Below are 12,643 nucleotides of genomic sequence, written 5' to 3' on the forward strand. Positions count from 1 at the left end.
CCGCAAATAGGTTGCCCTCGTGTCTGACGGGCGTCGAAAGGCTCAGCTCAGCCGATGCGGCCGACGCCGCCGAACAGGTAGACCTCCGGCTCGTCGGACTCCGGGTCGGGGCGCCAGCGCGAGCACGTTACGACGCCGGGTTCCAGCAGATCCAACCCGTCGAAGAAGCGTTCGAGCTCCACCTTCGTCCTGGCGCGGATTGGCGTGCCGCCGCGCTCGGTGGTTTCCCGCATCACGCGCAGCATCGGCTCGCCGTGGATCTCCGCGGTGGAGTGGGTGAGCACCAGGTGGCTACCGGTGGGCATTGCCTGCACCAGCTGCGCGACGGCGCCGTACGCCACGTCGTCGTCCATGAGGTGATTGACGACGCCGAGGAGCATGAGCCCGATCGGCTGCGAGAAGTCGAGCGTCTGCTGCGCGGACGCGAGTATCGTGTCCGGCTGCCGCAGATCGGCTTCCACGTAGTCGCATTTGCCGCCGGGAGCGCTGGCCAGGAGCGCACGCGCATGCGCCATGACGAGCGGGTCGTTGTCGATATAGACCACCCGGCAGCGCGGGTCGAGGGACTGCGCGACCTCGTGGGTGTTGTCCGCCGAGGGGAGGCCGGTGCCGACGTCGAGGAACTGACGGATGCCGGCATCCTCGACGAGGAACCGGACCACACGCTTGAGGAACGCGCGCTCCGACTTTGCCCCGATGGGGATATCCGGAATGTATGCGATCACCTCATCGCCGGCGACCCGGTCGACCGCGAAATTATCCTTGCCGCCGAGCCAGTAGTTCCAGATCCGCGCCGAGTGCGGGACGGTGGTGTCCAGTTTGGAGCGTGACGGGAACTCCCGGTCCTCAGCCATGAGGGCATTCTTCCGCACCGAAGGATCGGTGACGCAAGTGGGGCTACACATCCCTGGCGAGGCCCCGACTCCGGCCTTTCCCGGCACCACCGAACCGCGCCACATCAACGCGCAAGGGAGCCGTCGCCCTGGTCGTTCACCGACAAGGCGTGGTGTTTGCGGCGTGCGATCTCCTCGGCCGGCTCGCCCGCCCCGGCTGGTTGGCCCTGCTGAGCGGCAGCGGGAGCTGCACCAGCAGGCCGACCACGTCCGTAGGTTCACCGCGAAGGGGTCTCCGGCTCGGTGACGGACTCGTGGATCCGCCTCAGCAGCCGGCCGTTCTGTCGTACCGGCCGCAGTCGGCCGCTCGGCGTTTGTCCGGTGCGCCAGCGGCGTGGCGTCATGACCGGATGTGACGCCGTATCACTGGTCGGGACGGCGAGCTGCCGGATACTGGGATGGTGACGAGCCGTCGCCGCGCCTCACCGAGTCGACGCTTGAGACGGCTGCGCCGGCTCGTGCAACCAGGAACGTCAGCGACTCGAGGGTGAGGAGCGATTCACATGCGGGGTACGAACTCGGCAAGCACGACGCGCGTGCTGGTGACCGGAGTCCGCGGCAAGACCGGGGTCCCACTGGCGGAGCTGCTCGCGGCGCGGTCCGGTGTCGAGGTGCGCGGCGGAAGCAGCGATCCGTCCACGGTCCACCTCGACGGCGTCCGTCCGACCGCGTTCTCCTGGGACGATCCGTCTGGGTGGGCGGCGGCCAAGGACATCGACGCGGTGTACGTGGTCCGGCCGGACCGGGCGGACGCGCCGGAGCTGGTTGGCGCGCTGCTGGCCGAGGTCCCCGCCCAGGCCCGGGTCGTGCTGCTCTCGGAGCGGGATCCGGACCACATTGGGCCGGACGGGTGGGCGCCGCGTGCGGAGCGTGCGGTACGGGACAGCGGCCGAACCTGGACGATCCTGCGCCCGAGCTGGTTCATGCAGGTGTTCACCGATCCGCGCTTCTACCGCGACCTGATCGTCGACGCCGGTGAGCTTCCCTTCCCCGCCGAGGACGCGACGGTGGCCTGGATCGACGCGCGGGACATCGCGGCCGTGGCCGAGCGGGCACTGCTCGACGAGGGGCACGCCGGTCAGGTGTACGAGCTCTCCGGCCCGGAGGCACTGTCGTTGCCGCGCACCACGGAGCTGCTCTCCGCAGCCGCGGGACGGCCCGTGACCCACCGGCAGGTGACCATCGCCGAGGCGGTCGCCGGCATGAGCGGCTTCGAACGAGATCTCTCCGTATTGACGTTCGAACGCGTCCAGGCGGGCCGCTTCGCGGAGGTGACCGGGACGGTCGAGCGGGTCATCGGACGGCCCGCGCGGACGCTGCAGACCTTCCTCGCCGACACCGGATCACTGATCGCATCGCGGTAACGCCACTACAGTGGCCTCCATGACCGCACGTCCCCCTCTTGCCGAGAAGTTCGATCTACAGCCGCATCCCGAAGGTGGCTGGTTTCGGGAAACCTATCGGTCCGCCGTCGCGTTCGAGCCGGACGGCTACCCAGGCAGCCGTGCCGCCGCAACAGCGATCCTCTTCCTCCTCGAACCCGGTGACTCGTCGGCCTGGCACACCGTGCGGTCGGACGAAATCTGGTTCTGGCACTCGGGTGGCCCGTTGGCGCTGACCGTCGGCAGGGACACTGTGCCGACAATCCTGAGTGCGGAGTGCCCGCAGATCCTGGTACCGGCGGGCGAGTGGCAGTCCGCGAGACCAGCGGGCGACGAGCACGTTCTCGTCAGCTGCGTGGTGAGTCCGGGCTTCGAGTTCGCCGACTTCCACATGCCGTGAGCCACCGACCCAACAACCTGCTCGGACGGCCCAATGGGTACACGTCAAGGGCGTCCGCTGACATGCCGGTGGGGACATGAACGCCGAGAAGTGCGACGCCGGCCGGGCGGGCCATCGGGGTGTTCCCCACCGCCGAAGCGGACCCGAGGGCCAAGGACATCCAAGCCCTGACGAAAAACATGCCCATCCTGGGCAGCGAGTGCCACTACCGGGCCGATAGTGGTCGGGTGCTGGTCAGGGTGTCAGGGAAGGTGAAGCCGACGCAGGCCAGGAAGGTTGAGGCCGCGGTGAATCCGGCGTCGGACTACGGACCGGCCGCGTCAGCGATGGCAAGCCGGCGGTGTGCCTCGGCGCGACCCGTGGCGACGTCGGGTGGGCCGCGCCCCGCTGTTGTCGGCGGTTCTGGCCGAAATCTTGAGCCTCGACATCAGCTGGCCAGGCGCTGGCGGCACCGGCGGGACGGCCCTTGCCGCCAGCCGCCGGCGTCACCGCTTGGCGTTGTGCTTGGCCATCTGCGGCTGCTCGCCCTTGCCCGCCATTCGCAGCGCGTCGCGCAACTGCTGCTCGGTCATCTTGGAGTTGCCCTCAATGCCGGCGTCGTGAGCCTGCTGACGGAGTTCGTGCAGGCGTTCGCGGTCATCCATGTCGGCCTCCCCGTGTAACGCGGCACGGCTGTTCCGCGCCGTCGAGGCGCGTCACATTCCCTTCCCGGTCGGGGTCAAACGGGCGCCCCTGTCGCGCGCGGTTACTCGTCCGGTCGACCGCGTTCGTCCTCCGTCCGCTCTCGGTTGAGGAAGAACGCGCCGAGGGCGCCGGCGAGCGTGCCGAACACCGCCACCGAGTACGCGGCCAGCACCAACTCCAGGATCTGCGCGAACGTGTCACCCGCGTCCAGCGGTTTCCCGGTAATGGTGGTGAGCGCCGCGTCGTGCCGGCTTGGGGAAGCTGCGATAGGTGCCGGTGAGCAGGCCCACCTGCTGCTGACCGCCGTTGACGCCCACGGCGACGCACCCCGCTACCGGGTGACCACTAGGTCCCCATCCTCGACGCCCGGCTCACCGCGATTCGCGCCCGCCTAGCCGAGGGCAAGCCGCCTTGCCCCCGCAACGCTGCCCAGGTCCGCCCGGCGAACATGACCATTGTCCCTGCTGCGGTCCGACGCAACGGTCGTCGACCTGTTTGCCGTGCTGCGTGACACGGCGGCCCGGCCGCCCGACAGGCTCGGGACCGATGCCGGCTACGCCACCCCGGCCATCCTCGGCGAGCTGAAGCGCCACTTCCGCGACCACGGTCTTCACCGGTCGGGACGCGTGGGTGTTTCGTCGGCGGCCCGCCGGGTAGCCGGCGGCTTCGGGAAGGTGGTGGGTCGGGTGCATCTCGGCAAGCTCGGTGACGTGGTGGTGGGCACGGCGGGTGATGTGGCCGGCAGCGTGGTGGACCCGAAGGCAGGCCTCGGGAAACTGCGTTCGGCGATCACGCCGCGCGTGGTGGCCCTGCTCGGTGGCGGACTGCTCCTCGGTTACCTGGTGGCCCGGTCCCGGCGTCGGTCCTGACGCTGCTCAACCCCGGAGCAGGCAGCGGATCTCCGGGGCCGGGTACGCCAGCGAGTGGGCCTGACACCGTGCGCATCGCCGTGACCGAAGAGGAGGACGAGGTGCAGGAAATCGTGGGCGAGAGCCTGGCCCGACGCCTGGTGGCGTGGGGGGTCGACACCGTGTTCGGCCTGCCCGGCGACGGCATCAACGGCCTGATGGAGGGCTTCCGCCGGCAGCGGGAGAATTTGCGGTTCGTGCTGGTGCACCACGAGGAGGCGGCGGCGTTCATGGCCACCGGCTACGCCAAGGCCACGGGCCGACTGGGGGTCTGCTGCGCCACCTCCGGCCCCGGAGCGATTCATCTGCTCAACGGGCTCTACGACGCGAAGCTCGATCACGTGCCGGTGTTGGCGCTCACCGGAATGCAGGAGACCTCGGTGCTGGGTTCGCACTACCAGCAGGAGGTGCAGACCACCCAGCTGTACCAGGACGTCGCGTCGTACAACCTGATGGTCACCAACCCGCAGCAGATGCCGGCGGTGGTGGACCTGGCCATCCGAAACGCGTTGAGCAAGCGGACGGTGGCGCACCTGACGTTCCCCAACGACGTCCAGGTCGCGGCGGCCGACGAGGACCCGTACCGGCACGTCAGTCCGGGAAAGCCGCCGATGAGCGCGGCGGTGGTGTCGTATCCGCAGCTACCGGCGGACCCGCGGGAGCTGGCGAAGGCCGCCGAGGTGCTCAAGGCCGGCCGAAAGGTCGCCATGCTGGTGGGTGTCGGTGCGCGTGGCGCCCGCGCGGAGGTCCTCGCGGTGGCCGAGGCGCTGGCCAGCCCCATCGTCAAGACGCTGCCGGGCAAGTTGGTGGTGCCCGACGACCACCCGCTGACCACGGGTGGGCTCGGCCTGCTCGGCACCGCGCCGAGCGAGGAACTGATGGAGGAGTGCGACACCCTCCTGATGGTGGGCACGTCCTACCCGTACGCGAAGTACCTGCCCGGTCCGGGGCAGGCGAAGGTGGTCCAGATCGACGTCGATCCCAGCCTGATCGGGATGCGGCTGCCGGTCGAGGCCCCCGTCTGCGCGGACGCCCGCCTGGCGCTGCGAGACCTGCTGCCGATGCTCGGCCACGGTGCGGACCGCTCGTTTCTGGAGAAGTATCAGCGCAAGATGAACAACTGGCGGTCCGAGATGACCAGCCTGGTGGACCCGCAGCGGTCGCCGATAGCGCCGCAGTATCTGATGGGCTGCATCGACGAGGCGGCCGCCGACGACGCCATCCTGACCTGCGACTCCGGCACGATCGCCACCTGGTCGGCGCGGCACTGGACCATCCGCGGCGACCGGGAGTACTACCTGTCGGGCAACCTGGCCACGATGGCGCCCGGCCTGCCCTACGCGATCGCCATGCAGCACGCCTACCCGGGCCGGCAGGTGATCGCGTTCGTCGGCGACGGCGGATTCGCGATGCTGATGGCCGAGTTCCTCACCGCGGTCCGGCACGACCTGCCGATCAAAGTGGTGATCAACAACAACAACTCGTACGGGCAGATCCTGTGGGAGCAGATCATCCTCGGCTACCCCGAGTACGCGGTGCGGCACCGCCAGCCGGAGGCGGACTTCTCGACGTGGGCGCGCGGCTGCGGCGCGTTCGGAGTCAAGGTGTCCGACGCGAAGGCGCTGCCGGGCGCGATCCGGGAAGCGCTCGCGCACCCGGGCCCGGCGCTGGTGGACTGCGACGTCAACCCCAACGAACCGCCAATGCCCGGAAAAATCAAGTATGACCAGGCCAAACATTTCACCGAGGCGTTCCTCCGCGGCCAGCCGCACAAGGTCGCCACCGTGGCCACCGTCGCCCGCGACAAGTTCAACGAGCTGCGTTCGTGAACGACATCTTCCTGCCCGAACCCGTCCTGCGCCCGCCCGAACCGAGCCACGACATCGACCTGAGGGCCCTCGCCGCCGACTTGCGCGACGAGGTCGACGGGGAGGTCCGCTTCGACGCCGGTTCCCGCGCCGCCTACTCCACCGACGCCTCCAACTACCGGCCAGGTGCCGCTCGGGATCGTGGTACCCCGCACAGTGGAGGCGGCGGTCGCCGCCGTCGCGGTGTGCCGCCGCCACCAGGCGCCCCTGACCTCGCGCGGCGGCGGCACCAGCCTCGCCGGTGAGTGCAGCAACACCGCAGTGCTGCTGGACTGGTCCAAGTACTGCCATCGGCTGATCGAGGTTGACGAACAGACGCGGACCTGTCTGGTCGAGCCGGGCATCGTGCTCGACGAACTCAACGCCGAGCTCCAGCCGACCGGGCTGTTGTACGGACCGTGTCCGGCCACCCGCGACCACTGCACGCTGGGCGGCATGCTCGGCAACAACTCCTGCGGTGCCACCGCCCAGCGCACCGGCAAGGTGGTCGACAACATCGTGGAGCTGGAGGTGCTGCTCTACGACGGCACCCGAATGTGGGTGGGGGAGACCACCGACGACGAGTACGACCGGATCCAGCGCGACGGTGGCCGCAAGTCGTACATCTACCGGCAGTTGCAGGCGCTGCGCGACGAGTACCTGGCCGACATCCGCACCCGCCGCGCTTCGGCCTCTGTCGCCGACCTTCGCCGAATACGTCCCTGTGGTGTCGGCTGGGGTGACAACCGGAACTCGACGTGCCTACGGTTCCTACTGGAACCGCGTGGTGGAGCACTGGGGGCAGCGCAGGCTGGGCAAGCCGACGCCGTCGGAGATCGAGCAGTTGGCGGCGTACGTCAAGACGCACGTGTGACTCGGCGCAATGCTCGCGGAGGCCGAAGTGCGGCGGAGCATCTGATTGCCGCGTTGCGGTGTTAGGGGTTCTTGGGGTTGGTGTCGATGGTGTAAACCACGTCTGGCCCGACGTCATGGCGGGTGATGCCGGGTACGTCGGGGATGTTAAGCAGTGGTTCGTACGGGGTGCCTGGGACCCGGTCGCGCAGCAGGACGACGCTGCGGATGCCGAGCTGGTGCAACCGATCCAAGGCCGGCTGGCTGGGGAAGGTCGCCATAACGTCGCGGATCGCCTGACGGTTGGGTGTGGTGTAGCTGGCCGCACCGTTGACCATGGTGGGAAAACCGTCGGTCGACCAGAGTAGGACGTGGAGGTCGATGCCGTCGTTGGACGGCAATACCATGGTCGGAGCGTGCGCGGAGGCTAGCGCCATCGCGGCCGGTTTGGCTGGGGTTTGGGGGTGGTTCAGGTTAGGCAGGCCCTCAGCTAGCACGAGGACCAGCAACGGAACGGTCAGCAACCGTGCCGCGCTCACCGACCATTCCGGCTTGGCACCCCTGCGAGCCACCTCGGCCAGGTGGGTGACCAGGCCGGCCGCGAGGATGGCCAGGCAGAGGGTGGGCCACAAGATCAACCGGCCTGGCGTACGGGATCCATCGAACCCGGGCACGTAGAGATAGAGCAGGCGGTAGATCGGCCCGTTCGTGCCCAGCGCGAACAACACTCCGACGACCGCCCCAGACAGCAGCAGAAGCCGTTGCACCGGTGACCAGCGGGATAGGAACAGGCCGGCGAAGGCCAGTATGTACAGTGCGTACCCGCACAGCAGCACTTTCTCAGTCGGTACATCACCGAGAGCGGTGCGGGCGTCGTTGTGCAGGGTGCCCCAGGGCAGCGACGACTGCGGTGCCACGAGAAGCCCGCGCAGTGTCGGGGAGAAAAACGCGACGTAGTCCCAGTCCCGGGTGACATCTGGGTTGAGCTCGCGCACGTGTTGGTACGCGTACGCGAAGTATCCGGTCACCGCGGTGAAGACCAGCCCGCCGATCAGATCACTGACGATTAGCCGGCGGCTCAGGCGTGGGCGCTGGATCAGCCAGGCGATCAGTGTGATCAGGCAGAGGGCGGCGAGGACGTACACGAATCCCAGCCCCACGCCGAATCCTAGGCTGACCTGCCAGGCCGCGACCAGCCAGCCAGCGAACGCCCAGCCCGGCCGGACTCGTTCGGCAAGGTAGCCGCGGGTGAACGAGAGTCCATGGCCGCGCGCCAGCATCGCCAGGGCCAGAGTGATACCACCGGTGGAGAGAATATTCAGATGGCCGTCGTGGCCGTAGCGCCAGGGTGCGTAGGCGAGGGCGGCCCCGGCTACCGCGGCGGCGACCTTGTTCGCGCCGAGCTGGCGCAGGAGCGCGTAGCCGCCGAGGAAGGCGAGCGCGAAAGCCAGCACGAACAGGATGTTGTAGCGCAGCACGGCGCCTACGACACCGCTGCCGATCAGTCCTGCCGGGGCATAACCGAGCAGGCTGTCGTTCAGGGCTAGGCCGTACGTGTCGGGATAGAAGGCGTTGGTGTCCCACAGGTCACGCAGACCGTGGGTGAGAGCGTGGCCACCCCATCCCACCAGCCATGCTTGGGCCGTCGGGTCACCCACGTCACCGACGATGGTGTGGGCCGGGTCGGCGATCGGCACGGTCTTGGCGCCGGCACTCAACACGCGAGCCGCGTACGGCGGAATCAGCCAGATCATCGCGACAGCGAGGAGCACCGAACCGAGGCCCGCGATACTCAGTTCCCGCCGATGGGCCCCACGTGTCAGCCAGTCCCTCGTTGCTGAGCTGGCACGCGCGAGTCGGCTAGTTCGTCCAATCTCGCGGAGAGTGGCGTCGGATGTGGTGCCTCCTGCCGGTGGCTCTACCTGCGTCATCACATCGACCCTCACTTTTGAACCGCCGCAGTAAATCATGGGCAGGGCTGCGCATAGAGTCAAGACCTTCGATCAATGCCGGTCGGGTAGCCGGGCTTTACGGCTGTTTATCGAAGGCGTCATGTCAGGAGTCGCGATCGGTGCGGCGGCGCATCTTGCGGCTGTCGGAACAGGACACGTAGGGGAGGGGATGCGGTTGCGCGCCCGCGGTTTACGCCTGCTGCTGAGGCCGGACGCTGGAACTGCCGCGCCGGTGGCTGTCGAGCAGGTGGGTGTCGACGATGCCGATGGCCTCCATCAGCGCGTACATGGTGGTCGGTCCGACGAAGGAGAAACCGTGGGCCCGCAGGGCCTTCGACAGCGCCAGTGACTCGGCCGACTCGGTGGGGATCTCGGCGAAGTGCCGCGGGCGGGGAGTGGTCGTCGGCTGGGAGGACCACACCAGGTCGACCAGGCCGCCGGCGTCTCGTAGCCGCACGGTGGCCGTGGCGTTGCCGATCGTGGCGAGGGCCTTCGCCCGGTTGCGTACGATGCCCGTGTCGGCCATCAGGCGGTTGACGTCCCGGGCGGTGTATCCGGCGACGACGTCGGGGTGGAAGTCGTCGAACGCGGTCCGGAACGCCGGCCGTCTCCGCAGGATCGTGGCCCAGGACAGACCGGCCTGGAACGCTTCGAGGGTGAGGCGTTCGTAGAGCCGCGCTCGTCGCGTACGGGCATGCCCCATTCGGTGTCGTAGTAGTCCCGCATTAGCGGGTCCGCCGAGGCCAACGCCGGACGGGCGAGTCCGTCCGGTCCGACGACGGTGCCACCAGCCTGGTCTGCTCGCCCTCACCCAGGGGGTGCGGGCGAAGGGACGACGGTGGTCGTCGTCTGTTGCCGTCGGTCCGGCGTCTCCATGCCTGACCCGGTCTGCCACCGGGACGCGACGCTACCCGAGGCGAGACACGCCGGCCGTCCGCGCGGCGGACAGCGCCGCTAGGGTCGGGCCATGGTCGCGATCCGCACCGGCAGCGCCGGGCTCAACGTCTCCGACATACGCCGCTCGACGGCCTTCTACCAGCGGGCGCTGAACCTCGAGGTGATCCGGGCGTCGGTCGACCCCGATCGTCCTTGGGTCCACCTCGGTCAGGACGGCGAGGTGCTGCTCACCCTCTGGCAGCAGAGCGACGAGTCGTTCGCGCGCCGGCGGGCGGGCCTGCATCACCTGTCGTTCGAGGTGGCCGACCTGCCGGGTCTGGCTGAGGTCGAGACGGCGCTGCGGGCGGCCGGAGTTGTCATCCGCGCCGGTTCCGCCGCACCGGGCGGCGCCGCCGCGAGCGGCCAGATCTTCTTCCACGACCCGGACGGGATCCGGCTGGAGGTCTTTGCGCGACAGGGCCCGCCGGTGGACTGGACCCTACCGCCGGCCTGCGGCTTCTACGACGAGCAGGACTGAGCCGACGCCACTTGGCCATTCCGGGGAACGCCGACGGCCACCGGTCCGACGACCGGCGGCCCGGCGGGAGGCGGTCATCTCGCCAACGTGGTACACGCGGGCTCGGCGACGTCCTGACCGGCGAGGTCCGGCAGCACCTCACCGCGCCGGGCGAACCACGTGAGCGAGTCGCGGATGCCGTCCTCGACGGTGCGCTCGCACTGCCAGCCGAGCAGTTCGGCGGCCCGGGTGCTCCGGGTGTACGCGCCGGCCGTGTCACCGGGGCGCCGGGGCGCCGGCTCCACCGCGACCGGGGTGTCCACGACCCGGTTGAACGCCTCGACGAACTCCAGAACCGTCGTGCCCGTGCCCGTGCCGAGGTTGATCGCCTTGTAGCGCGAGTCGGTGAAGAGGGAGTCGAAGACCCGCAACGCGCAGAGGTGAGCGGCGGCCAGATCCCATACGTGCACGTAGTCGCGGACGCCCGACCCGTCCCGCGTCGGATAGTCCAATCCTGTCACCCCGAACGGTCGGCCCGCGCGGTACGACTCGATCAACCGGCCCAGGGCATGGCTCGGTGACGGGGCCTGTAGCCCGCTGCGCATCTTGGGGTCGGCGCCGATCGGATTGAAGTAGCGCAGCGACAACACCCGCAGCGGCGTACTCGCACTGATGTCGGTCAACATCTGTTCGGCGACCATCTTCGTGCGGGCGTAGGGGCTACGGGCGTTGATGCGGGAGTTCTCGTCCACGCTCAGGTCGTCCCCCGGCTCGTAGATCGCGGCGGAGGAGCTGAACAGGAACCGGCTGACGCCCCGGTCGATGAGGTGATCGACGAACTCCAGGGTCTTGGTGACGTTCTCCCGGTAGTAGTGGATCGGCTGTTCCACCGACTCGGGCACGACGATCAACGCCGCGCAGTCCACGACGGCGGCGATGTCGGGGTGGTCGTCGAAGATCCGGTTGACGACCACCGCGTCGGCGATGTCGCCCTCGTAGAAGGTCCGGCCGGCGCAGAACTCGCGGCGGCCGGTGACCAGGTTGTCGAGAATGACGGGTTCATGGCCCGAGTCGGTGAGGTAGGACGCGACGGTACTGCCGATGATGCCCGCACCGCCGGCGATCAGTGCCTTCACGGCGACGTCCCTTTCGGTCGACCACGCTGTCGGAACGGCTCGGTCGGGTGCCCGGGGCGGCCTGAGGCGGCGGCCGCCGGTCACCCGATGGCGGTCCGTCACCCGAGCCTCGCACGGATGCCCGAGACTCGCACGACACCGTGGACGACGGAGTTCGTCGATGCCACGTGACGAAACTCGTCAATTTGACATCAGTCATGGATGGGTATGCCATCGGCGGGAGGCCATCAAACGGAAGGGATCCGCCGATGCCCATCGACCATGTCTCCGTGCTCCGCGAGCTCGCCGAACTCCGCCGGCTCGCCGCGGCGAAGGTGGAACGCGACCCCCTGCCCGCAGGCTGGGAGGCGCAGCGATCGGTCGGTGACGAGTTGCACCGGCTCGGCCTGACCGGATACGCCGCGGACCTGGAGACCAACGGCTACACCGTGCTGCCACCCGGGGTGGCCGCGCCGGACGATCTCATCGTGCGGCTGCGTGAGGCCATCATCCGGTTGGACGCCGAGGACCGTCCGAAGGCGCTCGGCGAGGGTGCGCCCCGCGGGCGGTTGATGTACCACATTCTCCACCGCGACCCGGTGTTCGAGGAGGCGCTCATGTCGCCGCAGGTGCTGGCTCTCGTCGCGTACCTGATGGGATACCGGGCGAAGCTCAGCCAGTGCACCGGCGCGATCAAGGACGACTCCTCCACGTCGGCATTCGAGTTGCACGCCGACCAGAGCCGCAAGGTGCCGGCGCCCTGGCCCAGCGACGCCCAGTTCGGCACCGTGACCTGGTGCTTGACCGACTACACCCGGGCCAACGGCGCGGTGTGCGTGGTGCCGGGCACCCACAAGCTGTGCTCCGACGTCCCGGAGGACATGGTGATGGCGCACGACCATCCGGACCTCAAGGTGGTCGAGGCGCCGGCCGGTTCGGTCATCATCTGGCACGGCGGGCTCTGGCACGGCGCCACACCGCGTACCGCGCCCGGCGAGCGCATTACGCTCATCATGCCGATGGTGCGGTTCCACCTGATGCCCCAGGAACTCTTTTGGGCGTCGGTCACGCCCGAGATGCTGGAGCGCAACTCGTCACGCTTCGCCGCGCTCATGGGTCTACTCGGCGGCTGGCCGTGGGGAGTCGACGGTCCCGACACCGGCTACCAGCGGCCGAGTTGGCTGACGACCCGCTGGGAGAACCGGTTCTCCTGACCC

At 68.9% G+C, this 12,643-nt stretch carries 11 protein-coding genes and 1 pseudogene; 7 read left to right on the plus strand and 5 right to left on the minus strand.

Annotated elements, in window-relative coordinates; genetic code table 11:
• Positions 1-47 precede the first annotated feature (47 nt).
• Positions 48-854, minus strand: a complete 807-nt coding sequence (locus AB0J33_RS06375) for an SAM-dependent methyltransferase (protein WP_363610530.1) — start codon at positions 852-854, stop codon at positions 48-50.
• A 542-nt stretch (positions 855-1,396) separates the two neighbouring features.
• Between AB0J33_RS06375 and AB0J33_RS06380 the strand changes: the two genes are divergently transcribed.
• Both AB0J33_RS06380 and AB0J33_RS06385 read left to right on the plus strand, forming a co-directional pair.
• Positions 1,397-2,257: a hypothetical protein gene (locus AB0J33_RS06380; protein ID WP_363610532.1), complete on the plus strand. Its 861-nt coding sequence runs from the start codon at positions 1,397-1,399 to the stop codon at positions 2,255-2,257.
• Between the two features lie 19 nt (positions 2,258-2,276).
• A complete protein-coding gene (locus AB0J33_RS06385; RefSeq protein ID WP_363610534.1) occupies positions 2,277-2,675 on the plus strand; it encodes a cupin domain-containing protein in 399 nt (132 codons plus the stop codon).
• Positions 2,676-3,160: 485 nt separating this feature from the next.
• Here AB0J33_RS06385 and AB0J33_RS06390 read toward each other — a convergent pair whose 3' ends face one another.
• On the minus strand, positions 3,161-3,319 hold the full coding sequence (locus tag AB0J33_RS06390; RefSeq protein WP_363610536.1) for a hypothetical protein: 159 nt from the start codon (positions 3,317-3,319) through the stop codon (positions 3,161-3,163).
• Between the two features lie 540 nt (positions 3,320-3,859).
• Between AB0J33_RS06390 and AB0J33_RS06395 the strand changes: the two genes are divergently transcribed.
• From AB0J33_RS06395 to AB0J33_RS06405, 3 genes and pseudogenes are all read left to right on the plus strand, one after another.
• Complete coding sequence (locus AB0J33_RS06395; RefSeq protein WP_363610538.1) at positions 3,860-4,228, plus strand: hypothetical protein; 369 nt, start codon at positions 3,860-3,862, stop codon at positions 4,226-4,228.
• A gap of 80 nt (positions 4,229-4,308) precedes the next feature.
• Positions 4,309-6,096, plus strand: a complete 1,788-nt coding sequence (locus AB0J33_RS06400; RefSeq protein ID WP_363610540.1) for a thiamine pyrophosphate-dependent enzyme — start codon at positions 4,309-4,311, stop codon at positions 6,094-6,096.
• A pseudogene (locus AB0J33_RS06405) lies at positions 6,093-6,795 on the plus strand (FAD-dependent oxidoreductase); the annotation flags it as partial. The gene AB0J33_RS06400 and the pseudogene AB0J33_RS06405, both read left to right, overlap by 4 nt.
• Positions 6,796-7,049: 254 nt before the next feature.
• On the opposite strand, the gene AB0J33_RS06410 reads toward AB0J33_RS06405, so the two are convergent.
• Together AB0J33_RS06410 and AB0J33_RS06415 are read right to left on the minus strand one after the other, a co-directional pair.
• Positions 7,050-8,720: a hypothetical protein gene (locus AB0J33_RS06410; RefSeq protein WP_363610542.1), complete on the minus strand. Its 1,671-nt coding sequence runs from the start codon at positions 8,718-8,720 to the stop codon at positions 7,050-7,052.
• A gap of 388 nt (positions 8,721-9,108) precedes the next feature.
• Complete coding sequence (locus AB0J33_RS06415; RefSeq protein WP_363610544.1) at positions 9,109-9,621, minus strand: DNA-3-methyladenine glycosylase I; 513 nt, start codon at positions 9,619-9,621, stop codon at positions 9,109-9,111.
• A gap of 264 nt (positions 9,622-9,885) precedes the next feature.
• Here AB0J33_RS06415 and AB0J33_RS06420 point away from each other — a divergent pair, with 264 nt between their 5' ends.
• Positions 9,886-10,332 (plus strand): VOC family protein, encoded by a 447-nt coding sequence (locus AB0J33_RS06420; RefSeq protein ID WP_363610546.1) that lies wholly within the window; start codon positions 9,886-9,888, stop codon positions 10,330-10,332.
• Positions 10,333-10,406: 74 nt separating this feature from the next.
• Here AB0J33_RS06420 and galE read toward each other — a convergent pair whose 3' ends face one another.
• Positions 10,407-11,447, minus strand: coding sequence for a UDP-glucose 4-epimerase GalE (gene galE / locus AB0J33_RS06425; RefSeq protein WP_363610548.1), 1,041 nt, complete (start codon positions 11,445-11,447; stop codon positions 10,407-10,409).
• Between the two features lie 248 nt (positions 11,448-11,695).
• Between galE and AB0J33_RS06430 the strand changes: the two genes are divergently transcribed.
• A complete protein-coding gene (locus tag AB0J33_RS06430; RefSeq protein WP_363610550.1) occupies positions 11,696-12,640 on the plus strand; it encodes a phytanoyl-CoA dioxygenase family protein in 945 nt (314 codons plus the stop codon).
• Positions 12,641-12,643 lie beyond the last annotated feature (3 nt).

Source organism: Micromonospora sp. NPDC049645 (assembly GCF_040675155.1).
GTDB lineage: Bacteria > Actinomycetota > Actinomycetes > Mycobacteriales > Micromonosporaceae > Micromonospora.